General features: G+C 72.5%; 18 protein-coding genes. 12 read left to right on the forward strand and 6 right to left on the reverse strand.

What is annotated here, in order from left to right; translation table 11 throughout:
• The first annotated feature begins 147 nt into the window (after positions 1-147).
• From OG896_RS27525 to OG896_RS27545, 5 genes are all read left to right on the forward strand, one after another.
• On the forward strand, positions 148-849 hold the full coding sequence (locus OG896_RS27525; RefSeq protein WP_328463862.1) for a TerB family tellurite resistance protein: 702 nt from the start codon (positions 148-150) through the stop codon (positions 847-849).
• Positions 850-1,405: 556 nt separating this feature from the next.
• Positions 1,406-2,764: a sensor histidine kinase gene (locus OG896_RS27530; RefSeq protein WP_443057159.1), complete on the forward strand. Its 1,359-nt coding sequence runs from the start codon at positions 1,406-1,408 to the stop codon at positions 2,762-2,764.
• A complete protein-coding gene (locus tag OG896_RS27535; protein ID WP_329369613.1) occupies positions 2,761-3,453 on the forward strand; it encodes a response regulator transcription factor in 693 nt (230 codons plus the stop codon). Before OG896_RS27530 ends, OG896_RS27535 begins: the two co-directional genes overlap by 4 nt.
• 49 nt (positions 3,454-3,502) lie before the next feature.
• A complete protein-coding gene (gene recO / locus OG896_RS27540; RefSeq protein ID WP_329369614.1) occupies positions 3,503-4,249 on the forward strand; it encodes a DNA repair protein RecO in 747 nt (248 codons plus the stop codon).
• Positions 4,250-4,371: 122 nt separating this feature from the next.
• On the forward strand, positions 4,372-5,169 hold the full coding sequence (locus tag OG896_RS27545) for an isoprenyl transferase (RefSeq protein ID WP_328463856.1): 798 nt from the start codon (positions 4,372-4,374) through the stop codon (positions 5,167-5,169).
• A gap of 244 nt (positions 5,170-5,413) precedes the next feature.
• Here OG896_RS27545 and OG896_RS27550 read toward each other — a convergent pair whose 3' ends face one another.
• Positions 5,414-6,796, reverse strand: a complete 1,383-nt coding sequence (locus OG896_RS27550) for a glycine--tRNA ligase (RefSeq protein ID WP_329369615.1) — start codon at positions 6,794-6,796, stop codon at positions 5,414-5,416.
• Between the two features lie 268 nt (positions 6,797-7,064).
• On the opposite strand from OG896_RS27550, the gene OG896_RS27555 reads away from it, so the two are divergent.
• From OG896_RS27555 to OG896_RS27565, 3 genes are all read left to right on the forward strand, one after another.
• Positions 7,065-7,496 carry a Fur family transcriptional regulator gene (locus tag OG896_RS27555; RefSeq protein ID WP_329369617.1) on the forward strand — a complete coding sequence of 144 codons (432 nt, stop codon included), beginning with the start codon at positions 7,065-7,067 and terminating at the stop codon, positions 7,494-7,496.
• Between the two features lie 191 nt (positions 7,497-7,687).
• Positions 7,688-8,464: a class I SAM-dependent methyltransferase gene (locus OG896_RS27560; protein ID WP_329374317.1), complete on the forward strand. Its 777-nt coding sequence runs from the start codon at positions 7,688-7,690 to the stop codon at positions 8,462-8,464.
• 11 nt (positions 8,465-8,475) lie between these two features.
• Complete coding sequence (locus tag OG896_RS27565; protein WP_329369619.1) at positions 8,476-9,480, forward strand: NAD-dependent epimerase/dehydratase family protein; 1,005 nt, start codon at positions 8,476-8,478, stop codon at positions 9,478-9,480.
• A gap of 40 nt (positions 9,481-9,520) precedes the next feature.
• Here the strand turns inward: OG896_RS27565 and OG896_RS27570 are convergent, their stop codons facing one another.
• Together OG896_RS27570 and OG896_RS27575 are read right to left on the reverse strand one after the other, a co-directional pair.
• The gene (locus tag OG896_RS27570) at positions 9,521-10,522 is read right to left on the reverse strand and encodes an aldo/keto reductase (RefSeq protein ID WP_329369621.1); all 1,002 of its coding nucleotides are present in this window, start codon (positions 10,520-10,522) and stop codon (positions 9,521-9,523) included.
• A 317-nt stretch (positions 10,523-10,839) separates the two neighbouring features.
• A complete protein-coding gene (locus OG896_RS27575; RefSeq protein ID WP_329369623.1) occupies positions 10,840-12,378 on the reverse strand; it encodes an MFS transporter in 1,539 nt (512 codons plus the stop codon).
• A 161-nt stretch (positions 12,379-12,539) separates the two neighbouring features.
• Here OG896_RS27575 and OG896_RS27580 point away from each other — a divergent pair, with 161 nt between their 5' ends.
• Positions 12,540-13,475, forward strand: coding sequence for a helix-turn-helix transcriptional regulator (locus tag OG896_RS27580; RefSeq protein ID WP_402443299.1), 936 nt, complete (start codon positions 12,540-12,542; stop codon positions 13,473-13,475).
• A gap of 103 nt (positions 13,476-13,578) precedes the next feature.
• On the opposite strand, the gene OG896_RS27585 is transcribed toward OG896_RS27580, so the two are convergent.
• The 3 genes from OG896_RS27585 to OG896_RS27595 all read right to left on the reverse strand — a co-directional run bounded on the left by OG896_RS27585 (position 13,579) and on the right by OG896_RS27595 (position 20,188).
• Positions 13,579-14,172 carry a lamin tail domain-containing protein gene (locus OG896_RS27585; RefSeq protein WP_329369627.1) on the reverse strand — a complete coding sequence of 198 codons (594 nt, stop codon included), beginning with the start codon at positions 14,170-14,172 and terminating at the stop codon, positions 13,579-13,581.
• Between the two features lie 565 nt (positions 14,173-14,737).
• Complete coding sequence (gene ppdK, locus OG896_RS27590) at positions 14,738-17,500, reverse strand: pyruvate, phosphate dikinase (RefSeq protein WP_329369629.1); 2,763 nt, start codon at positions 17,498-17,500, stop codon at positions 14,738-14,740.
• A gap of 489 nt (positions 17,501-17,989) precedes the next feature.
• Complete coding sequence (locus OG896_RS27595) at positions 17,990-20,188, reverse strand: RICIN domain-containing protein (protein WP_329369631.1); 2,199 nt, start codon at positions 20,186-20,188, stop codon at positions 17,990-17,992.
• A gap of 266 nt (positions 20,189-20,454) precedes the next feature.
• Between OG896_RS27595 and OG896_RS27600 the strand changes: the two genes are divergently transcribed.
• From OG896_RS27600 to OG896_RS27610, 3 genes are all read left to right on the forward strand, one after another.
• On the forward strand, positions 20,455-21,642 hold the full coding sequence (locus tag OG896_RS27600; protein ID WP_328463815.1) for an ROK family transcriptional regulator: 1,188 nt from the start codon (positions 20,455-20,457) through the stop codon (positions 21,640-21,642).
• A 140-nt stretch (positions 21,643-21,782) separates the two neighbouring features.
• A complete protein-coding gene (locus OG896_RS27605; protein WP_329369633.1) occupies positions 21,783-23,108 on the forward strand; it encodes an extracellular solute-binding protein in 1,326 nt (441 codons plus the stop codon).
• Positions 23,109-23,286: 178 nt separating this feature from the next.
• Positions 23,287-24,252: a carbohydrate ABC transporter permease gene (locus OG896_RS27610; protein WP_329369635.1), complete on the forward strand. Its 966-nt coding sequence runs from the start codon at positions 23,287-23,289 to the stop codon at positions 24,250-24,252.
• Positions 24,253-24,275: the final 23 nt, after the last annotated feature.

A 24,275-nucleotide genomic window follows, 5' to 3' on the forward strand; every position in this document is an offset into this window, starting at 1 on the left:
AACACCCGCCCAGGTGAATTGCCCTCGTACGCGGTACTGACTGGACCTGTCCACTGTGGCTAACATCACGCTGTACGGCACCGTGGCCGCTGCGCACGTTCGGGCCGTTGCGGATGCGTACCGGGACGAGGACGGCCGGAGGGTGCGATGAGACTGGGGCCTATCTGGGGTGTGCGCACGGCCTGGCACACCGAGGACGACGGCGAGTTCTACTGCCCCGAGTGCGGCGGCGACCGCGCGTACCACCGCAGAACCGGCACCCGCAGGCTGACGGTGCTCAACGTGCCGCTGTTCGCCCGGGGTCCGGCCGGCACCGTCATCGAGTGCGCCGCCTGCCACCAGCAGTACGGCTCCGAGGTGCTGCTCTGCCCGACCACCACCCGCTTCGCCGCGATGCTGCGGGACGCGGTGCACACCATCGCGCTCGCGGTGCTCACCGCGGGCGGCGGCACCGCCAGGTCGACCCGCGAGGCCGCGGTGAGCGCGGTGCGCGCCGCGGGCTTCAGCGACTGCACCGAGGACCAACTCCTCGGCCTGCTCGCCGCGATCGTCGCCGACGAGGGCCGGTTCCGCCGCTCCGACGAGCTCGGTCCCGACTCCTTCGCCGAGGCCGTCGACGGCTGCGGCAGCTGGCTGTCGATCGAGCTGCACGAAGCGCTGGAGCCGCTCGCCGACCACCTCGCGCCCCAGGGCCGCGAGCGGGTGCTGCTCGAAGGCGCGCACATCGCGCTCGCCGACGGGCCCTACCTGCCCGCCGAGCGGGACGTGTTGGAGGCGATCGGCCGCTGCCTGTCGTTGCACACCGACCACATCGACCGCCTGCTGAAGGCGGCCGCGACCGCTGCGTGACGCCTGCCGCGGGCTTGGCCGTGTTGAGGACCGTCGGCCCGGCCCGGCCGGCGGCACTGTGGTGACCATGCCGGTGACGTGGCCACGGTTCGCGGTGGGTTGGCGCTGGGGGTTGCGTCGGTTTGATGGTGGGCGGCGGCTTGTACGCCTGTGCTTGGTCGGCCTTGATGTTGGGCGAGTTGGCGTTGCCACGGTTCGCGGTGGGGTTGGCGCTGGGGGTTGCGTCGGCGTGATGCTGGGCGGCGGCTTGTACGCCTGTGCTCGGTCGGCCCTGATGGTGGGCGAGGTGGCGTGGTCACCGTTCGCGGTCGCTCGGCCCCTCCGCTTGCGTCGGCCTGACGCCGGGCGGCAGCTCGCACGCCTGTGCCCGGTCGGCCCTGATGCCGGGGGAGCCCGCCGGGGCCTGGGGACACGGGTGCGGCTACTCCCCGCGGAGTAGGGGTTCTGCGCCGGTCGCCCCGGGGAGTAGGGCGTTCTCGGCCGCGGGCCCGACGAGGGAGGCGCCGTCACGGCGGGAGGGTGGAGTACGCCGCCCGCTGTCACGGAGGATGTCCGCGTGCCCTCAGAATCCGCGCTGCTGTCGCTCTTCACGGCGGGCGTCTCCGGACCCCCGCGCCCGAAGGTCTCCCGGAACGACGTGGCGCTCGCCGCCCTGATCCTGGTGGACCAGACGGTCGTGGCCGCGGTGCTGCCCGAGGGGACCGGCAGCCACCGTCCAGACGCGCTCGGCTGGACCCTGCTGACCGCCAGCGCCGTGGTGCTGGTGTGGCGCCGCCGGACGCCGATGCTGTGCCTGCTGGGCATGGTGGGCGTCGTCGCGCTCTACCACTACCTCCAGTACATCCAGATCGCGCCGATCCCCTCCAGCATCGTCGCCCTGTACGCGCTGGCCGTCGCCGGGCCGCACCTGCGCACTGTGCTGACGGTGCCGGTGGTGGTCGGCGCGATGCTGGTCATCATGGCGACGGTCGGCAAGCAGCACGAGGCCGCCACGATGCTGCAGAGCGCCGGGTGGATTCTGGCGGTGCCGGCGGCCGGCGAGGGCGTGCGGGTGCACCGCAACTACGTGGCCGCGGTCACCGAGCGCGCGGAACGCGCCGAGCGCACCCGGGAGGAGGAGGCCGCCCGCCGGGTCGCCGAGGAACGGCTGCGGATCGCCCGCGACCTGCACGACCTGCTCGCGCACTCCATCACCCTGATCGGCGTCCAGACGTCGGTCGCCGCGCACGTCCTCGTCGCCGACCCCGACCGGCTCGACCGCACCGCGGTCGCCTCCGCGCTCGACGCCATCGCCGACACCTGCCGCGAGGCCCGCGCGGAACTGCGCACCACCCTGCGCGTGCTGCGCGCCGACGGCGACGGCCCCCTCCCGTCCCTGGCCGGCATCCCCACCCTCACCCGGGCCGCCGAGGCCACCGGCGCGAAGGTCCACCTCGCCCTCGACCTCGCAGGGCCCGAGGTGCCCGGTCAGGGGTGCCCCAGTGACCGGCCCGCCACCGGCAGGTGGTCCGGCGAGGGGCAGCGCGACCCAGGACCCGCGGTCCAGGCCGCCGCCTACCGCATCGTGCAGGAAGCCCTCACCAACGCCGTCCGCCACGGCGCCACCGCCCCCCGCATCACCGTCGCCGTACATCGCGAGGGCGACCGCCTGAGGCTGCGCATCGAGGACGACGGACCGCACGCCCGCCAGGCCCCGCCCCCGCACCGCACGGAAGGCTTCGGCATCGTGGGCATGCGCGAGCGGGCCCGCAGCGTCGGCGGCACCCTCACCGCGGGCCCCCGCACCGACGGCCCCGGCTTCGCCGTGCACGCGGAACTCCCGCTCACCCCGCCAGGGCAGCCGGAACCCAGCCCGCAGGAACCGACCCCGCAGGAACCGGCGGAGCCCCTCGCACCCCAGGGAGACCAGAGATGACCGAGTCCACGCCGATCCGGGTCCTGCTCGCCGACGACCAGAACCTGGTGCGCGCCGCGTTCGCGATGCTCGTCGAGTCCGCGCCGGACATGGTGGTGGTCGGCGAGGCGGGCAACGGCCTGGAAGCCGTCGAGATGGCCCACGGCACCCGCGCGGACGTGGTCGTGATGGACATCCGCATGCCGGAGCTCGACGGCATCGAGGCGACCCGCAGGATCGCCGCCGACGACGACCTCGCGGGCGTGCGGGTGCTGGTGCTGACCACGTACGACGACGACGATCACGTGGTCTCCGCGCTGCGCGCGGGCGCGTCCGGCTTCATGGTCAAGGACACCCGGCCCGCCGAACTCCTGGACGCCATCCGCACGGTCGCCGCGGGTGACGCGCTGCTGTCGCCCGGCCCGACCGCCCGCCTGATCGCCCGGGTGCTGCGGCTGCCGGACCGCCCGCTGCCCAGCGCGCCCGGCCCGGCCCTGCTGGCCTGCCTCTCCGACCGGGAACGGGAGGTGCTCACCCTGGTCGCGCGCGGCCTGAACAACAACGAGGTCGGCGAGGCGCTGGGCCTGAGCCCGCTCACCGCGAAGACCCACGTCAGCCGGATCATGGGCAAGCTGGGCGCCCGCGACCGCGCCCAACTGGTCATCTCCGCCTACGAGTCGGGCCTGGTCGCGCCGGGCACGGAGCGCTGACGGCGAATCGTTCCCCCGGCCCGCGGCGCCGTAGGCGAGAATGGTCGGCATGAGTCTGTTCCGCGACGACGGCATCGTGCTGCGCACCCAGAAACTGGGCGAGGCGGACCGGATCATCACCCTGCTGACCCGCAGGAACGGCCGGGTGCGCGCGGTGGCCCGCGGGGTGCGGCGCACCAAGTCGAAGTTCGGCGCCCGGCTGGAGCCGTTCAGCCACGTCGACGTGCAGTTCTTCACCCGGGGCGGGGAGCTCGTCGGCCGCGGCCTGCCGCTGTGCACGCAGGGCGAGACCATCGCCCCGTACGGCGGCACCATCGTCACCGACTACGAGCGCTACACCGCGGGCACCGCCATGCTGGAGACCGCCGAGCGCTTCACCGACCACGAAGGGGAGCCGGCCGTGCAGCAGTATCTGCTGCTGGTCGGCGCGCTGCGCACCCTCGCCGCGGGCGAGCACGAGCCGCGGCTGGTGCTGGACGCCTTCCTGCTGCGCTCGCTCGCCGTCAACGGCTACGCGCCGAGTTTCGACGACTGCGCCCGGTGCGGAATGGCCGGGCCGAACCGGTTCTTTTCGGTCGGCGCGGGAGGAGTCGTCTGCGGCGAGTGCCGGGTGCCCGGAAGCGTCGTACCCTCACGGGAGGCACTGGAACTGCTCGGCGCGCTGCTGGGCGGTGACTGGGAGACCGCGGACGCCTGCGAGCCGCGCCACTGCCGTGAGGGCAGCGGGCTGGTGGCGGCCTACCTCCAGTGGCATCTGGAGCGCGGACTGCGGTCGCTGCGCTTCGTGGAGAAGTAGGCACCGCGCGGCGCCGTACCGCGACGCAGCGCACCGCACCAGCACGCACGACAACGCACCGCACCGCACCGCACCGCATGATCGACGACGACCTGCCACGACCTGTCGGGAGACGTACCACCATGGCACGACGCGGGATTCTCACCCGTCACCGGAAGACCTACCGCACGCCCGACGCCCACCCCTCCGGCGCGCATCCGCCGAAGATCCCGGGCGAGCTGGTCCCCAAGCACGTCGCCATCGTGATGGACGGCAACGGCCGGTGGGCGACCGAGCGCGGGCTGCCGCGTACCGAGGGCCACAAGGTCGGCGAGGGCGTCGTCCTCGAAGTGCTCAAGGGCTGCCTGGAGATGGGCGTCAAGAACCTGTCGCTGTACGCCTTCTCCACCGAGAACTGGAAGCGCTCGCCGGACGAGGTGCGCTTCCTGATGAACTTCAACCGCGACGTGATCCGCCGCCGCCGCGAGGAGATGAACGAACTCGGCATCCGCATCCGCTGGGTGGGCCGGATGCCGAAGATGTGGAAGTCCGTGGTGCACGAACTCCAGATCGCCCAGGAGCGGACGGTCGACAACGACGCGATGACGCTCTACTTCTGCCTGAACTACGGTGGCCGCGCCGAGATCGCCGACGCCGCGCAGGCGCTGGCCCGCGACGTCGCCTCGGGCCGGCTCGACCCGTCCAAGGTCAACGAGAAGACCTTCGCGAAGTACCTCTACTACCCCGACATGCCCGACGTGGACCTCTTCCTGCGGCCCAGCGGCGAGCAGCGCACCTCCAACTACCTGCTGTGGCAGAGCAGCTACGCGGAGATGGTCTTCCAGGACGTGCTCTGGCCGGACTTCGACCGCCGCGACCTGTGGCGGGCCTGCCTCGAATACGCCCAGCGCGACCGCCGCTTCGGCTCCGCCCAGGCGTAAGGGTCGCGCCCCCAAGGGGCGCGGGGAACCGCGCGAGCAACCACGACGGCGGGGCTGGGGCCCGCAGGCCCAGCCCCGCGGTGAGGTTTTCGGACCACCGGCCGGCCGTGGCTTGCCGCGCGGTTCCCCGCGCCCCTGGTGACGCGGGTCATCCGTTGCGGTGTCCGCCGCCCCGGGGAAGGGAACCGTTACCCCTGAAGGGCACCCCGGGGCGGTGGAAGCCTGGCGCAGCTGTCAGCAGCTGTCAGCAGCCGAGCAGGCGGCTGCCGAGGTACGCCTCGACCTGGTCCAGGGAGACCCGCTCCTGCTTCATCGTGTCGCGCTCGCGCACCGTGACGGCGTTGTCGTCGAGGGTGTCGAAGTCGACGGTGACGCAGAACGGCGTGCCGATCTCGTCCTGCCGGCGGTAGCGGCGGCCGATCGCGCCCGCGTCGTCGAACTCGATGTTCCAGTTCTTGCGCAGCGCGGTGGCCAGGCCCTTCGCCTTCGGGGAGAGCTGCGGGTTGCGGGAGAGCGGCAGCACCGCGACCTTGACGGGCGCCAGCCGCGGGTCGAGCCGCATGACGGTCCGCTTCTCCATGACGCCCTTGGCGTTGGGCGCCTCGTCCTCGTTGTAGGCGTCGAGCATGAACGCGAGCATCCCGCGGTTGACACCGGCCGCGGGCTCGATCACGTACGGGAACCAGCGCTCGCCGGCCTCCTGGTCGAAGTACGACAGGTCCTGGCCGGACGCCTTCGCGTGCGAGGACAGGTCGTAGTCGGTGCGGTTGGCGATGCCCTCGAGCTCGCTGAACTCCTGGCCGCCGAACTGGAAGCGGTACTCGATGTCGACGGTCCGGGTCGAGTAGTGGGAGCGCTTTTCCTTCGGGTGCTCCAGCCAGCGCATGTTCTCCTCACGCAGGCCGAGGCCGGTGTACCAGTTCCACCGCTCCTCCATCCAGTACTCGTGCCACTTCTCGTCCTCGCCCGGCTTGACGAAGAACTCCATCTCCATCTGCTCGAACTCGCGGGTGCGGAAGATGAAGTTGCCGGGCGTGATCTCGTTGCGGAACGACTTGCCCATCTGGGCGATGCCGAACGGCGGCTTGCGCCGGGCGGTGGTCTGCACCTGGGCGAAGTTCACGAAGATGCCCTGCGCGGTCTCGGGCCGCAGGTACGCCACCGAGCCGGCGTCCTGGGTCGGGCCGAGGTGGGTCTGGAGCATGCCGGAGAACTGCTTGGGCTCGGTGAAGGAGCCCTTGGTGCCGCAGTGCGGGCAGTTGATGTCGGCCAGGCCGTTCGCGGGAAGCTTGCCGTGCTTCGCCTCGTACGCCTCCTCCAGGTGGTCGGCGCGGTAGCGCTTGTGGCAGGAGGTGCACTCGGTGAGCGGGTCGGAGAAGGTGGCCACGTGGCCGGAGGCGACCCACACGTCGGGTGCGAGGATCACCGACGAGTCGAGTCCCACCACGTCGTCACGCGAAATCACCATGGAGCGCCACCACTGGCGCTTGATGTTCTCCTTGAGCTCGACGCCCAGCGGTCCGTAGTCCCAGGCGGCCTTGGAACCGCCGTAGATCTCACTGCTCGGGAAAACGAAGCCACGGCGCTTGCTCAGGCTGACGATGGTGTCGATCTTGTCGGCGGCCACGGTGCTCTCTTCAGTGCGACGGGGGGTTCAGTCGTCCCAGATTACCGGCGGGTGTGGGGCCCATATCAAATCCGTTCCCGCCCGCCGCCGCCCGGCGCGGTCCGGTTCGGCGGAGAGTGAGCAATAATTGACAATGGTTTCCACTTATCCGGACCGTGGTGATCGGGCCCGGGCTGGCACAATGGGCCGCCCGGACGGGTGCGCGAGACGTATCCGGGGGTGATCGAGAAGACCGGGAAGCCCGGGAAGACCGAGAAGGAGGCAATCGGTGGACAGCACCAAGCAGCCGGTGCGCGGCCGCTCCACCCGACAGCGCGCCGCGGTCGCGGCGGCCCTCGACGAGGTCGACGAGTTCCGCAGCGCGCAGGACCTGCACGACCTGCTCAAGCACCGCGGCGACTCGGTGGGCCTGACCACGGTCTACCGCACCCTCCAGTCCCTCGCCGACGCCGGCGAGGTCGATGTGCTGCGTACGGGCGACGGCGAGTCGGTCTACCGCCGCTGCTCCGGTGGCGGGCACCACCATCACCTGGTCTGCCGCGGCTGCGGCAAGGCGGTGGAGGTCGAGGGGCCGGCCGTCGAGAAGTGGGCCGAGTCGATCGCGGCCACCCACGGGTTCGTCGATGTCGCGCACACGATGGAGATCGTCGGGACCTGCGGGGAGTGTGCGGAGGTGGAGCGCCCCGGCGGGTCCGGCTGAGCGCGGCGCGGCGGGCCGTGGCCGGCGGGCGGCGCGGGCGGGGGCTGGCGGCTTGGCGGGCTGTGGCCGGCGGGCGGCGGCTGTGGGCGGATCATCGGCCGACCGGATAATCGGTTGGCCGTCCGTTGCCACCGCGGAACACTGGCGCCGTGCCTTCCGACCCGGACCCGGACCCGTACACCGACCCGCACATGGACCCGGACCCGTACACCGACCCGCACCCGCACCCGTACGTAGACGCCGCCGCGCTCTACGACCTGCTCAACCCGTGGGACCCCGACCTCTACCCGGGTGACCGCTTCTACGCCGGGCTGCTGGCGGCGGCGGGCTCCGTGCTGGACGTCGGCTGCGGTACGGGCGCGATGCTGCACCGGACGCGGGCCGACGGGCACCGAGGGCGGCTGGTCGGGCTGGACCCGGACCCTGACGCACTGGCCCGGGCGCGGCGCCGTACGGACGTCGAGTGGGTCGAGGCGGCCGCGACCGGCGCGGCGGCCTGGGACGGGGAGTTCGACCTCGCGGTGATGACCGGGCACGCCTTCCAGTTCCTGGTGGCCGACGAGGAGATCCGCGCCTCGCTCGCGGCGGTCCGCGCCGCGCTGCGCCCCGGCGGGCGGTTCGCCTTCGAGACCCGGCACCCGCAGGCGCGGGCCTGGGAGGAGTGGAACCCGGCGAACGCCGCCGACGTCACCGGCCCGGGCGGCCGGCCCCTGCGGGTCTGGCACCAGGTGGACTCCGTGGCGGGCGGCGTCGTCGCCTTCCACGGCACCACCGCCGCGCCCGACGGCACAGTGCTGCGGGTGGACCGGGCCGAGCTGCGCTTCCTCGATCCGGCCGCCCTCAACTCCCTTCTGGCCGAGGCCGGTTACGAGATCGAGGCGCAGTACGGCGACTGGGTCGGCGGACCGCTGGACGCCGCCAGCCGGGAGATCGTCACGGTCGCGCGGCGGCCGGCCGGACCGGCGTAGGGTCGGCCACCATGCGCGTACTCGTACTCGGCGGCACCTCGTTCGTGGGCCGCGCCATCGTCGACGCCGCCCTGGAGTCCGGGGCCGACGTGACCCTCTTCGGCCGGGGCCGGACCGGGGCGGAGCTGTTCCCGGGCGTGCCCCGGCTGCTCGGGGACCGGGACAGCGGGGACTACGCGGCGCTGGGGCAGGGCGGCTGGGACGCCGTGGCCGACGTCAGCGGGTATCTGCCGCGGCATGTCGGTCAGGCGATGGACGTGCTCGGCGACCGGGTCGGGCGGTACCTGTTCATCTCCAGCCACGCGGTGTACCGGCGCGAGGGCATCGCGCCCGGCTCCGACGAGGACACCCCGCGCCGCCCCGCGGTCCGCGACACCGAGGAGCTGAGCGAGGAGACGTACGGCCCGCTGAAGGTCGCCTGCGAGGACGACGTCACCGCGCGGTACGGCGCCCGGGCCACGATCGTGCGGCCCGGGAAGGTGGCCGGCCCCTACGACCGGTCCAGCGCGTTCACCTACTGGGTGCGGCGGGCCGCCCGCGGCGGCCGGGTCGCCGTGCCGGGCGACCCGCGCCAACCGGTGCAGGTGGTCGACTCCCGCGACCTCGCCCGGCTGGTGGTCCGGCTGATCGCCGACGACCGCCCCGGCGCCTTCCACGCGGTCGGCCCCGCCGAGCCGACCACCCTCGGCGGCCTAATCCACACCTGCGCCCGCGTCGCCGGCACCGAGGTCGAACTCGTCCCCGTGCCGCCCTCCACCGCACCCCTCCCCGCGATGTTCCCGCTGATCCGCCCCAACTGGCCGACCCAGCAACGCGACCCCTCCCGCGCCCGCGCCGCCGGCCTGCCCGCCACCCCGCTGGCCACCACCGCCGCGGACGTCCTCGCCTGGGACCGGCAACGCGGCGAGCCCCCGCTGGAGTACACCTTCACCCCGGCACAGGAGCGCGCGGTCCTGTCCGCCCACGCCGGGCTCGCCCACCCCCCGGCCCCGCCGAACGCGCCCACGGCCGGCTGATCACCCGCACCCGCACGTGTCCGTGGGCCGGGGCCGGGGGTCAGCGCTCGCTGTCGAGGTGCTGCATCTGGGCTTCGTCGTACCGGGTGCCGGAGGCGGCTCCGGGCGGGATCGCGGCCTCGATCGCGGCCAGTTCGGTGGCGTCGAGGGAGACGTCGAGGGCGCCCAGGGACTCGGCGAGGCGGTCGCGGCGGCGGGCGCCGATCAGGGGGACGATGTCGTCGCCGCGCGAGAGCACCCAGGCGATGGCGGCCTGCGCGACGGTGACGCCCTTGCCGTCGGCAACCTCGCGCAGGGCCTCGACCAAGGCGAGGTTGCGGTCGAGGCGGTCGCCGGAGAAGCGCGGGTAGCGGTTGCGGAAGTCGGTCGGGTCGATGCCGCGCTCCTTGGTCCAGTGGCCGCTGAGCAGGCCGCGGGAGAGCACCCCGTACGCCGTGATGCCGATGCCCAGTTCGCGGGCGGCGGGCAGGACGGCCTCCTCGATGCCCCGCGAGAAGAGGCTGTACTCAATCTGGAGGTCGCAGATCGGCGCGGTGGCCGCGGCTCGGCGCAGGGTGTCCGCGCCGACCTCGGACAGCCCGATGTGCCGCACCCGCCCGGCCTGGACCTCCTCGGCGATCGCGCCGACGGTCTCCTCGATCGGCACGTCCGGGTCGACCCGGGCGATCCGGTAGACATCCACGTGGTCGGTGCCGAGCCGGTTGAGGGAGTACGCGAGGAAGTTCTTCACCGCGGCGGGCCGGCCGTCGTATCCGCTCCAGCCGCCGCCGGCGTCCCGCAGCGCGCCGAACTTGACGCTGATCGCGGCCTGTTCGCGGCTGCCGGGGCGGGCGCGCAGGGCGTCGCGGATCAGCAGCTCGTTGAGCCCCATGGCGTAGAAGTCGCCGGTGTCGAGCAGGGAGACGCCCGCGTCGAGGGCGGCGTGGATGGTGGCGGTGGACTCGGCGTCGTCGGTCGGGCCGTAGACCGCGGACATGCCCATGCAGCCCAGGCCGATGGCCGAGACGGTGGGGCCGGTGGCGCCGAGGGTGTGGGTGCGCATCGGGATCTCCTCGTGAGGACGGGTGGGGCGGGGGCGGGGTGGGACGGCACAGGGCGTACGGGCGGGGCCGGGCGTCACGCGGGGTGCGGCGGGGGAGCGCCGCTACGGGGGCGGGTCGGCGTCGGGCATTCCCTCACCGTCGCACGCGGGAAGCGGATCTTCCGTGCGTTCGCCTCGTCGCCGGGTGCCCGGCGTGTCCCCCGTTTCGAGGTCCGCACCGGCCCCGCCCCCGGCCCGCCCCGCCCCGGCGTGGGACCGCGGGACCGCGGGAGGGGTGGGACTGGCGGGACTGGCAGGACTGGCGGGAAGCCCTCCGCTCACACCACCCTGCGCGGCAGCCGCAGGCTCAGCGCGACCGTCGCCGCCACCGCCACGAGCTGCGCGAGCAGCGTCCACACCAGCGCGTCCCGCACGCCGATCGACGTCGACAGGCTCAGGAACAGGGTGCCGAGCGTCGCGACGCCCAGCGCCAGCGCCGACTGCTGGGTGGTGGCCATCGCACCGCTGCCGACCCCGGCCTGCGCCGCGGGCACCTCGCTCAGCACGATCCGGAACACCACCGGCAGCACCAGGCCCTGCCCGAACCCGGTCACCGCCATGCCCGGTGCCAGCGCCCACACCCCCAGGTGCGGCCAGCCCCAGAGGAAGGTGGCGGCCAGGATCAGCAGGCCCGCGGCCTGGGTCAGCGACCCTGCGGTCACCGTGAGCCGTCCCCACCGCGCGACCATCCGCGGCCCGAGCAGCGAGGCGGCGAAGAACGCCGCGCACAGCGGGGCCAGCGCCGCGCCCGCCAGCAGCGCGCTGAACCTCAGCCCGTCCTGCATCGCCACCGCCACCACGAACATGAAGCCGCCGAAGCCCAGGCAGAACGGCACGATCAGCATCAGCCCGCTGCGCACGCTGTGGATACGGACCAGCGACGGCGGCAGCAGCGGGTTGCCGCCGGCGCGCTCGCCGCGCGTCTCCACCGCCACGAACGCGGCCGCGGTGAACGGCGACAGCGCCAGCAGCGCCCACGCCCACACCGGCCAGCCCGCCGCACGGCCCTCGGTGAGCGGCAGCAGCAGCGCGACCAGCGTCACCGCGAGCAGCCCGGTGCCGGCCCGGTCGATCCGCGCCGGGTGCTGCGACCTGGTCTCCGGCACCGTGCGGAGCGCCAGGACGAACGCGACCGCGGCGACCGACACGTTCACCAGGAAGATCGCCCGCCAGCCGCTGCCCGCGATGTCCGCGGAGACCAGCACACCGCCGAGCACCTGTCCGACCACGCTGGCTATGCCCGCGGTCGCGCCGTAGTAACTCAGCGCCTTGGCGCGGCTGCTGCCGGAGGTCGCGGACTGGATGGTGGCCAGCGCCTGCGGCAGCAGCAGCGCCGACGCGGCGCCCTGCGCGACCCGCGCGCCGACCAGGCTCCACGCGTTGGGCGCGAGTCCGCAGGCCAGCGAGGTCAGCGCGAACAGCGCCAGGCCCCACAGGAAGAGGTTGCGGCGGCCGAACATGTCGCCGAGCCGGCCGCCGAGCACGAGCAGCACGGCGTATGCGACGCCGTAGCCGGCGATCACCATCTCCAGCACCGCGGAGCCGGCGTTGAGGTCGCGGTCGATGGTGGGCAGGGCGACGTTGACGATGAAGAAGTCGACCATCGGGAGGGCGGCGCCCAGCAGGACGGTCAGCAGTCCGAGGGCGCTCAGGCCGGGGGAGGGGGCGGGGGTGGTGCCCGTGCCCGTGCCGGAGCTCTTGCCGGTGCCGGTGCCGGTGCCGGTGCTGTTGCCGGTGTGCCGGCCGGTGCCGAGGTGGGTGACCCGGGGTAGCACCTGGGCCCGGGATGTCAGGGTGTGTTCCATGCGTTCGGTCACCCGGCCAACGATGGACCTCTGCTCAGGGGGGTACCAGAGAGCGTTTATCCAGGTATGAGCACCACCTGGCAACGGTCTGCGGAGTGCGGCACGCTGGGAGCATGACACCGACCGCGCCAGGCGCCGCCCGTACGGTTTCCGCCCGTGTGGCCTCCGACCGCATGGCCGCAGGCCGTACGGTTTCCGGCCGCAAAGCCGTGGACCGGGTCGAGGCGGTGGACGCCGGGGTGGCCGCCGAGAGCCGCCGGCACGAACTCGCGTCGTTCCTGCGCAGCCGCCGGGAGCGGATCTCGCCGGAGCAGGTCGGCCTGCCGCCCGGCCGCCGCCGGCGCACGCCCGGGCTGCGCCGCGAGGAGGTCGCGCAGCTCGCCGCGGTCGGGGTGACCTGGTACACGTGGCTGGAGCAGGCCCGGGACATCCAGGTGTCCGGGCAGGTCGCCGACGCGATCGCCCGCGCGCTGATGCTGGACCGGATGGAGCGGAGCCACCTGTTCACGCTCGCCGGGGCCGCCGACCCGCATCCGGACCTGGACTGCCCGGGCATGTCCGCCACCGTGCGCGCCATGCTCGTCCAGCTCGAACCGCTGCCCGCCGCGGTCTTCAACAGCCGCTACGACATCATCGCCCACAACCGCACCTACGGGCGGCTGGTCGGCGACCTCGACCGGATGCCGCCCGAGGACCGCAACCTCATGTGGCTGGCCTTCACCGACCCGGTGTGGCGTGAAGGGATGCTGGACCGCGCGGAGAACATCCGGCTGATGGCCGCGAAGTTCCGCGCGTCCATGGCCCAGCACCTCGCCGAACCGGCCTGGAAGGCCCTGCTCAAACGGCTCCAGCAGGGGTCGCCGGAGTTCTGCGCGCTGTGGGAGCGGCACGAGGTGCTGGTCCAGCCGGACAGCCACGTCAAGCGCTACCTCAACCGCGATGTCGGCCTGCTCGCCTTCGACTTCACCCACCTGTGGCTCGGCCCGCGGCAGGGGTCGCGGCTGACCACGTACGTCCCGACCGACGCGACCACCCGCGAACGGCTGGACCGGCTGCACGCGTTGGTCCTCGCGGAGGAGGAGCGCAGCCGCCGGCCGCTGGCGGTGTGAACGAGCACCGACCCCCTGGGGCCTGGGCGTACGGCCGCCCCGCCGCCCTGGTGCGGGCGACGGGGCGGCACGGCGTACTACGGCTCAGCGGTGGGCCCGCGGCTCAGCGGTGGTCGTTGCGGTGGTCGCCGGTGCGGTGATTGTCGGCGCGGTGGTCGCCGGCGCGGTGCTCCCCGTTGCGGTGGTCATCCGCGCGGTGGTCTCCGGCCCGCCCGCCGCGGTGCTCGTCGCGCTTGCCCCACGACTTGCTGGCGACCAGGTGCCCGCGGCTGTCGCGCAGGGTCGCGGTCTCGGTGGCGTGGGCCCACAGCAGGGTGCGGCTGTTCTGGTAGACGTCGCGCGTGGTGTTCCGGCCCGCGCCGGTGTGCACCCGTACGGACTTGTGGCCGGCCAGGGTGAGGTGGCTGAACCGGTAGACGTGGTGGTCGCTCGCGGACAGCGTCCATCCGTTCAGGTTGACCGCGTTGCGGCCGGTGTTGGCGACCGTGACCCACTCCGTGTCCAGCGCCCTGGCCGAGTGGGTGTCGCGCCCTGCGCTGTCGTGGTGGACCGCTCCCAGGACCACCGCGGAGCGCTGCGGGTGGTGGGCCGGCAGGTGCTGCCGGCCGTCGGCGGCGACGGCCGGCAGCGCCGCGGCGGCCAGCAGCGCGCCGGCGCCGATCGCGGCGGCGGTCATACGGGTGGCGATACGGGACATGTGTCCCCCTTCGTGCGGGTCCGGTACGGGACCGGGACGAGTGGTGCGGATACCCGGCGACCCGCCGGGCAACCTCACTGTGACCGCTTCGCCACCCGTTGTGACGCATGATCGCCTCGCGTTACGGAATCCGGACATCTCGGTAACTCTTGCCTGTACCGGTCACCGTTCGGCCCGCTCGGGCGCGTCGCGCCCACCCCGCCCCCACCGACCCCAACCCCCGTGCCGACCAGCCCTCCCCGCCACCCCCGAGCCACCCCGAACACCCACTCGCCCCCACCCCCGTCCGAAGATAACGACGCCCTGGCGCACGGGACCGCCCGACTGCGCGCCCGCGTCGTCCACCTGCCGGATCGTCCGGGTGCGACGGGCTCTTCCGTGCGGGTTCGTTCAAGGCGCCGTGGCGAGCCGATGAGTCGGAGGGACATGCCCGGGGGCGGCGCCTCCGCACGAAGCGCCGCCCCCGGGGGTGAGGGGCCGGGTCCGGGGGTGCCGGGCGGTGAGGGTTGGGGCCCCAGGGCAAGGGCCGCCGCCGGCGGGCCGGACCCGGCCCCGGTTCAGTTGGTCAACGGGCCGCCGCCCGGCCCGCTTCGAGACGGGCCACCGGGATGCGGAAGGGCGAGCATGAGACGTAGTCGAGGCCGACCCGGTGGAAGAAGTGCACCGACTCCGGGTCGCCGCCGTGCTCGCCGCAGACGCCGAGCTTGAGGCCCGGGCGGACCGCGCGGCCCGCCTCGGCGGCGGAGCGGACCAGCGCGCCCACCCCGTCGACGTCGATCGTCTCGAACGGGGAGACGCCGAAGATGCCCTTCTCCAGGTAGGCGGTGAAGAACGACGCCTCCACGTCGTCACGGGAGAAGCCCCACACCGTCTGGGTGAGGTCGTTGGTGCCGAAGGAGAAGAACTCGGCGGCCTCCGCGATCTGACCGGCGGTCAGCGCGGCCCTCGGCAGCTCGATCATGGTCCCGATGGAGAGCTTGAGGTCCGTGCCGGTGGCCGCCTCCACCTCGGCGATCACCGCGTCGGCCTCCTCGCGGACGAGTTCGAGCTCCTGCACGGTGCCGACCAGCGGGACCATGATCTCCGGGCGCGGATCGCCCTTGACCGAGCGGCGGTGCGCGGCGGCCTCGGCGATCGCGCGCACCTGCATCGCGAACAGCCCGGGGATGACCAGGCCGAGCCGCACCCCGCGCAGCCCCAGCATCGGGTTCTGCTCGTGCAGCTTGTGCACGGCCTGCAGCAGCCGCAGGTCGTTCTCGTTCTCGTCCTTGCGGGCCTCGGCGAGCGCGACCCGCACCGACAACTCCGTGATGTCGGGCAGGAACTCGTGCAGTGGCGGGTCCAACAGCCGTACGGTGACCGGCAGTCCGTCCATCGCCTCGAACAGCTCCACGAAGTCGGCCTTCTGCAGCGGCAGCAGCGCGCCCAGCGCCTCCTCCCGCTCGGCGTCGGTGTCGGCCAGCACCAGCCGTTCCACCAACTCCCGCCGCTCGCCCAGGAACATGTGCTCGGTGCGGCACAGCCCGATGCCCTGCGCGCCGAACCGCCGGGCCCGCGAAGCGTCTTCGGCGTTGTCGGCGTTGGCCCGCACCCGCAGCCGCCGCACCCGGTCGGCGTACGCCATCACCCGGTGCACCGCCTGCACGAGTTCGTCGGCCTCCTCGGCGCCGGCGTGCATCCGGCCCTCGAAGTACTCGACCACCGGCGACGGCACCACTGGCACCTCCCCGACGTACACCTTCCCCGAGGACCCGTCGATCGAGATGAGGTCGCCCTCCTCTATCACCACGCCACCGGGCGCGGTCAGCCGCCGCCGCTTGGTGTCGACCTCCAGCTCCTCCGCGCCGCACACGCAGGTCTTGCCCATCCCGCGCGCCACCACCGCCGCGTGCGAGGTCTTGCCGCCGCGCGAGGTGAGGATGCCCTCGGCGGCGATCATGCCGTTGAGGTCGTCCGGGTTGGTCTCGCGCCGGATCAGGATGACCCGCTCCCCGGACCGCGACCACTTCACCGCGGTGTACGAGTCGAAGACCGCCTTCCCGACGGCCGCGCCCGGCGAGGCGGCGATGCCCCAGCCGATCCGCTGGAACCTGGCGCCGACGGTCGCGGAGTCCTCGAACCGGGGGAACATCAACTGGGCGAGCTGCGCCCCGTTGACCCGCTGCAACGCCTCGGCCTCGTCGATCAGCCCCTGGTCCACCAGTTGCGTGGCGATCCGGAAGGCGGCGGCCGCGGTCCGCTTGCCGACCCGGGTCTGCAGCATCCACAGGTGCCCGCGCTCGATGGTGAACTCGATGTCGCACAGGTCCTTGTAGTGCGTCTCCAGCGTCTCCATGATCTTCATCAGCTCGTCGTACGACGCCTTGTCGATCGACTCCAGGTCGGCGAGCGGCACGGTGTTGCGGATGCCGGCCACCACGTCCTCGCCCTGCGCGTTCTGCAGGTAGTCGCCGTAGACGCCCTGCTGGCCGCTGGCCGGGTCGCGGGTGAAGGCCACCCCGGTGCCGGAGTCGGGGCCGAGGTTGCCGAAGACCATCGAGCAGACGTTGACGGCCGTGCCGAGGTCGCCGGGGATGCGTTCCTGGCGGCGGTAGAGCTTGGCCCGCTCGGTGTTCCAGGAGTCGAAGACCGCCCGGATCGCCAGGTCCATCTGCTCGCGCGGCTCCTGCGGGAAGTCCCGCCCGGCCTGCCTGGCGACGATCGCCTTGAACTCGTCGACGAGTTGCCGCAGGTCGGCGGCGTCGAGCCCGAGGTCGCTGTCGGCGCCCTTGGCCCGCTTGGCCTCCTCCAGCGCCTCCTCGAAGAGGTCGCCGTCCACCCCGAGCACGGTCTTGCCGAACATCTGCACCAGACGCCGGTAGGAGTCCCAGGCGAACCGCTCGTCGCCGCCGGCCTGCGCGGCCAGGCCGGCCACCGACGCGTCCGACAGCCCGATGTTCAGGACGGTGTCCATCATCCCGGGCATGGAGAACTTCGCCCCGGAACGCACCGACACCAGCAGCGGGTTGTCCTGCTGGCCGAGCGTGCGGCCCATCCGCTGCTCCAGCGCGTCGAGGTGCGCACTCACCTCGTCGCGGAGCGCGGCCGGTTCCGCGCCGGACTCCAGGTAGACCTTGCACGCCTCGGTGGTGATGGTGAAGCCCGGAGGGACGGGCAGACCGAGGTTGGTCATCTCGGCGAGGTTCGCACCTTTCCCGCCGAGCAGGTCCTTGAGGTCCTTGTTGCCCTCTGTGAAGTCGTAGACGTACTTGCGCTTCTTCTCGCGTGTCGACACGGGTCCGTTGACTCCTCGCGTCCTGGATGCCCTGACGGCGGGGAGCGTACCCATCTCGAAGGTGCCCAAGTATGTCCATCACCACGACACACGGGTGTAACCGCTCGTCTGCCGTCTAATCCAAAGTGCGCGGCCGTCCCTCGGGGCCGGGCCCTCCGTTCACGAGTCGAACGGAAGACCTCGCAGCGCGAGGTGCGGCGGGCGGTTCGCGTACGCAGGGTGACGGGTGCGGAGGTTGGGTGTACGCAACCGGGGTGGCACTGAGTGCCGAGCATTCGAGAAGTAGGGCGCTCTGATGTGCGCTCATTTGAGCGCAATGGGTATCAGGCGTGGCGGGAATCACGCGTTCCGGGTGCCCGGTGTCTCATCTGTTGGACGTACGCGGAGTACGCAGGGGAGGAGGCGGGTGCGTGCCCGCGCGAGGTGCGGGTGCCTGCCGCCGCGCGAGGTGCGGGGCGGCGGCAGGCACCGGGACGGGCCGGGGGTTCGCCGGGGTTCGCCGGGGTTCGCCGGGGGGAGTTGGGGGGCGTTGGGGGGCGCCGCTCAGCGAGTGAAGGAGAGCAGCTGGGCGGCGGACGGGGTCCGGTCGCCGCCCTTCGCGGTGCTGTTGTCCCAGCCGCGCTGCGGCGAGGTGGTCACGGCGCCCGCGGTCATGCTGAGCGCCAGCCCGCTGTACCGGTTGACCAGGCGGAAGCCGCCCGACGTCGTCTTCTGGACGCTCCACTGCCGGCCGACGGCGGGGGCCGAGCCGGGCGTGCCGACGGTGACCGGGGCGCCCCAGGCGCGTCCGGCGTCGCCGGTCCCCACCCCGAGGACCTGGCCGGTCGCGGCGTTGGCCACGGTGTAGAAGCCGTCGCCGGTGGCGGTGAAGGTCCAGTGCTGGTCGGCGGCCCGGGAGGAGGAGGTGGTCGTCAGCGAGGTGCCGCTCTGCTTGAGGAACCGGCCGTTGCCCGCGGTGATCTGCGTGGCGCCGGTGACGGGCGCCGCCGGCAGCAGGGAGGACGAGGTCGGTGCCAGGGTGACGTCGACGTACTCGCCCTGGCTGTCGCCCGAGCACTCGAAGGCGCAGTACGAGCGGAAGGTCCTGCCGACCACCGTGGAGCTGGTCTTGTTGGCGGGGTCCAGGAACCAGCGGTACCACGCGCCGTTGGTGTCGCTGGTGACCAGGCCGAGGTCGACCCACTTCTCGCCGGCCAGGCTGTCGGTGGCGTAGACATGCAGCGGGGTGTCGACGCCGGTGTTCTGGGCGACGTTGTTCTGCGGCGTGGCGATGTACTTGCCGAGGTAGGCGTCCCAGGCGACGTTCATGACGGCCAGTTGGGAGTTGTCCGGCAGGGTGCCGGCGCTGACCTGGGCGGCGGTGCTGCCGGCGGTGGCGGGGTGGTAGTCGTCTCCGGCGTCGATGTATCCGGGGCCGCCGCCGTCCGCGGGGACGATGTCGCTCTCGGCGCCCCCGACGCCGGGGGACTGCCAGGCGCCGTCGTACCACTTCTGCCAGGACGAGCCGGCCATCTTCTGCGAGAGGGGGGCGCGTGCGGCGTGCTCCTCCCAGATGGACCCGCCGCCGGACTTGTTGAGGGTGCGGGAGGCGTAGAAGACGTAGAAGTAGCCGGAGGCGTAGTCGACGAACATGCGCTGGTCGCCGTCGCCGTAGGAGTAGGTCTGTTGCGGGAAGGCGGCCGTGTCGCCCCGCTGGGTGCTGTACGGCGAGGTGATGGCGTGGCCCTGGATCGCCCAGGTGGCGCCGTGGTCCTTGGAGACGGCGTAGTCGATCCCGTCGTAGTGCATGCCGTCGTCGAAGGGGCTGGGCGTGAACTCGTTGTGGACCAGGCCGTACCACCAGCCGGTGTCGGGGTCGACCCATACGCCGCTCAGGTCGCAGTAGTTGCGCTCCGCGTATCCGGCGAGGTCGGCCGTGTCGTAGCTGGCCGACGTGCCGGTCGGGCTGTTGTTGCAGCGCCAGGTGGTGTCGTCGTTGCGGTCGGCGCTGTTGGCGGGGTTGACCGCGGTGTCGATCGACGCGTCGGAGGAGTGGTCGAAGTCGGCGCCGGTGTAGAACTTCCACTGCCGGGAGTCGGTCGGCCCGTACAGGGAGTGGGCCTGGGTGTAGTAGAAGCTGCCGTCCTGGTCGGTGAAGACGGACGCGGGGGTGTCGTCGGAGCGGTCGTACGGGACGGGGGCGGCCCCGGACAGGGTGTACCCCGAGGCCGGTGCGGCGGGCGCGGACCACTGCTCGGTGCTCTGGGCGGGGTCGCAGGGCTCCAGGCCGACGCGCGCGTGGTCCTCGATCGAACCTCCTTGCACGGCAAGGCACTTGGCGGACCTGGCGCTGTAGAGCGTGCCGTCGGGCAGGTGCCGGAAGCCCTGCTGCGGGGCGCCGGCGACGCAGTCGTAGAGCTGGACGAGGGCGCCGTCGGCGTTCGAGGCGCCGGTGACGTCCAGGCATTTCGTGGTGCTGCCGATGGTCACGGTGAGGGCGCCGTCGGCCTGCCAGGTCCAGTTCTGCGCCGCCGAGCCGTTGCAGGTGAACACCTGGACGACCGAGCCGTTGCCGGTGCCGAAGTCCGCGTCGTCCAGGCACTTTCCGCCGATGGTGATCGGCCCCGCGCCGGCCGCCGCCGCGGAGGTCGGACTCACCAGCCCGGTCACCGCCAGCCCGGCCACGAGGAGCCCCGACAGGGTTCCGGTCAGTGCTGTCCTCCGGCGTCCGGACGTGGCGGATCGGGATCTGCTGGGTGGCATGGGTTTGCCTCCGTAGGGCGAGGGGACTGCGGGCTGGGCCGCCGAGGGCGGCAGGTGTCGTGAACGCCGCGCGCGAGGGCGTCCATAACTTAAGACGCTTAATTTAAGGGGCCTTAGAAGGTTGGGATGCTGTTCCGGTCCTGTCAAGAGGGCTGCGGAGGGCCGCCGTTGGCGATCCCGGGGCCGCCGCACCCCTTGACAGGGGTACGCCGCCGAGCCAGCCTTAAGGCGTCTTAAGTAAAGACATCTAAGAAATTGGAGCCCCGGTGAGTGATGCGAGGACGGCCAAGGGACAGCGCCCGCCCAGGGGGCTGTTCGCTCTGCCGCCCGTTCCGCGCAGACGGGCCGAGCGCACGAAGGCGCAGACCCAGGACAGCCGAGCCCACAACCGCTCGCTGGTCCTGACGACCCTGTACCGCCAGGGCGCGATGAGCCGGGCGGACCTGACCCGCGAGTCCGGGCTGACGGCGCCGACGATCTCGGCGCTGGTCGCGGAGTTGGAGTCGGACGGCCTGGTGGCGTACGCGGAGCGGCCGGTGGAGAGCGGCCCGCGGCGCGGCAAGCCGTCCCCGCTGGTGGAGATCCAGGACGGCAGCAGGAGCGCGGTCGTGCTGGACCTCTCGCCGGACGGCCACTTCTCCGGAGCGGTCACGGATCTGCGCGGGAGGGTGGTGGCCCGGGCCAGGACCGACATCGGGGACGCCGTCGGCGCGGCGGCCTGGGACCTGGTCGCCGAACTGGCCGCCCGGTTGGTGGACGCGGCCCCGAGCCGGGTGCTCGGCCTGGGCGTGGCCACGCCCGGCACCGTGGACGACCGGGGAGTCATCCGCCATGCGGCGCACCTGGGTTGGCAGGGCCTGCCGATGGCCGCACGGCTCACCGAGCGGTTCGGTGTCCCGGCGTACGTCGGCAACGACGCGAACGCCGCCGCGCTGGCGGTGCTCCATCTGCGAGAGGCGCGCTCGCTGAACCTGATGGTGATCCTGACCGAACACGGGGTCGGCGCGGGGCTGGTGGTGGACGGCCAGCTGGTGGAGGGGGAGCAGTTCGCCGCGGGGGAGATCGGGCACGTCACGGTCGATCCGGCCGGAGCCTTGTGCATCTGCGGCCGCCGCGGGTGCCTCGACCCCCTGATCGACGCCGGCTGCCTGCGGGAGCGGCTGGCCGAGGCCGGCGCCGGGCAGCGGGCGGAGATCCTGACCGGCGCCGGCGAGGCGCTCGGCATGGTGCTCGCCCCGATCGCCTGCGCGCTCAACCTCAACGAACTGGTCCTCGTCGGCGCGGCCGAACTGCTCCAGGGCCCGCTGCTGGAGGCCGCCGCCGACACCGTCCGGATGCGCACCCTGCCGCCGATCGGCGCCTCGCTGCGGATCAGGGCCCTGACCGAGGACCACGACCTGATCCTCCAGGGCGCGGCGTGCCTCGTGCTCGCCGGAGAACTGAACGTCCTCTGACCGCCCGGTCGCGCGCGCGAGACCGGGCCTTCGTACCGGCGTCCGCGGACGCGAGCTGTTCGTCCCGCGCCCCGCCGCACAGCCATGAGTTCTGCCGGAAAACCGGTGACCGTCACCGGACATGCCCCGAAGGAAGCACCATGACGTACAGACAAGGCACGCTCGCGGCCGCCCTCGTGCTCGCGCTGGCCGGTGGCCTGGCCGCCTGCGGCAGTGCCGGGAACGGCGGCTCCAGCACCGACCAGCGCCAGGTCTCGGCCACCGGCGGCAAGGGCGGCAAGCTCACCGTGTGGGTGATGGACGGCGACTACAGCGACGCCGTGCTCAAGGCGATCGACAGCCGGTTCACCCAGCAGACCGGGGCGAAGGTCAGCATCCAGGTGCAGAGCTGGGACGACATCACCACCAAGGTCACCACGGCGCTGTCGACCGCCAACCCGCCCGACGTGCTGGACATCGGCAACACCCAGGTCGCCGCGTTCGCCGCGAACGGCGGCCTGAAGGACCTCACCTCCTACCGCGAGGACCTGGCGCAGCAGCAGACCTGGCTGGCCGGCCTGGTCGACCCGGCCACCGTGGACGGGCATCTCTACGGTGTCCCGGGCTTCGCCGGGGCGCGCGCGGTCATCTACAACAAGACCATGTGGGCGCAGGCCGGGGTGACCAAGGCGCCCACGACCTACGCCGAACTGACCGCGGACCTGGACAAGGTGCGCACCGCCCACCCGGCCAAGGACTTCTCGCCCTTCTACTACCCCGGCCAGAACTGGTACGCGGGCATCCAGTACGTCTGGGACGCGGGCGGCGCCATCGCCACGAAGAAGGGCTCCGACTGGCAACCGGGGCTGACCTCGGCCGCGGCCCAGCGGGGACTGCGGGCGTTCAAGGCGTTCCAGAACGCCTACTCCAGCCCCGCGTCGCGCACCGTCGACGTGCTGACGCCCGATCAGACGCAGGTGCTCGCCGACGGCAAGACCTCGGCCATCATCGCCACCAGCGGGTTCATCGCCGCCATCGAGAAGGCCAACCCGAAGCTGACCGACTCCGACCTGGGCACCTTCCCGTTCCCCGGCACGTCGGGCCGGAACCAGCCGGTGTTCCTCGGCGGCTCGGACTGGGGCATCGCCGCGCACAGCAAGAACACCGAACTCGCCCTCGCCTGGACGAAGATCGCGGCGAGCCCGAGCGTGCAGTCCACCTGGATCGCCGGCAAGGAGGGCTTCATCCCCAACAGCTCCCAGGGGATCACGGCGGCCAAGGCGCACCTCACCGCGCTCAACAAGGGCTTCTTCGAGGCCGCGCTGCGCTCCGACGCCACCCCGGCCAGTGCCGACTGGGCACAGATCGAGGGCGACAAGGACATCAACAGCCTCTTCAGCTCGATCGCCTCCGGCTCCAAGTCGCCGTCCACGGCGGCCACGGCCTTCGACGGCGCCGCGTCCAAGGTGCTCAACTCCGGTCAGTGACCGGCCCCGCGTGATCCAGGACCGCGCCGCCGGCTGTCGGCGCGGAGGGGTGATCCTCTGACCCGCGGCCGTCACCGGCCCCCGTCGTACCGGCGATTCCGGTCGACCCCCCGACCAGCGTGGGCACGCGACCAGGTGTTCGGCGGCCGCGCTGTCCGCCAGAACCCAGAGAAGACCCATGACCAGTTCCCTGATGACGCGTGTCCGCCACGCCCCTCCGACCGGTTCTCCGCCCGGCCCCGCACCGCGGCGCCGTCGCCACCACCTGGCCCCGTGGCTGCTGCTCACCCCCGCCGGGCTCGTCCTGATCGCCGTCAGCGTGCTGCCGATCGCGTTCCTCGTGTGGGCCTCGTTCACCGACTACGACCAGCGCACCCTGTTCACCGGCGCCTACCGGATCGTCGGCTTCAGCCAGTACGGCACCCTGTTCGGCAGCGCCGAGTTCTGGCGCTCGCTGGGCCGCACCGCCGTCTTCACCGCGGCCATGGTGCTCGGCAGCGTCGTCATCGGCACCGGCGTGGCCCATCTGCTGACCAAGCTCGGCAGCGGCATGCGCACCCTCACCACGGTGGTGCTGATCTTCGCCTGGGCGATGCCCACCGTCGCCTCCTCGCTGGTGTGGAAGTGGCTGTTCCAGCCCGGGTACGGCGTGGTCAACTGGCTGCTCACCCAGACCCACCTCTTCGGCGACATGACCAGCACCGACTGGTCCAACAACGCCTGGCTGGCCTACCTGTCCATCGGGGCGCTCGTCGTCTGGCAGGCGGTGCCCTTCATCGCGCTGACCCTCTACGCGGCCCTCACCCAGCTTCCGGCCGAACTCGACGAGGCCGCACGGCTGGACGGCGCCGGCGAGTGGCGCGTGTGGTGGTCGATCACCCTGCCGATGCTGCGGCCCACCCTGCTCCTGGTCACGCTGATGTCGGTGATCTGGGACTTCAACGTCTTCAACCAGATCTGGCTGATCTCCTCCGGCGGACCCGACGACGCCACGACCACGCTGGGGATCTACTCCTACAAGACCGCCTTCGTGAACTTCCACATCGGGCAGGGCGCGGCGCTGTCCGTGGTCACCACCGTCGTCCTGCTCGGACTCACGGCCCTCTACATCCGCAACCTGCTGCGTTCCGGGGAGGATCTGTGACCCGCCGCCCGAGCACTTCCGCG

It is taken from the genome of Streptomyces sp. NBC_00669, assembly GCF_036226785.1.
In the GTDB taxonomy this organism is placed as follows: Bacteria; Actinomycetota; Actinomycetes; order Streptomycetales; family Streptomycetaceae; genus Actinacidiphila.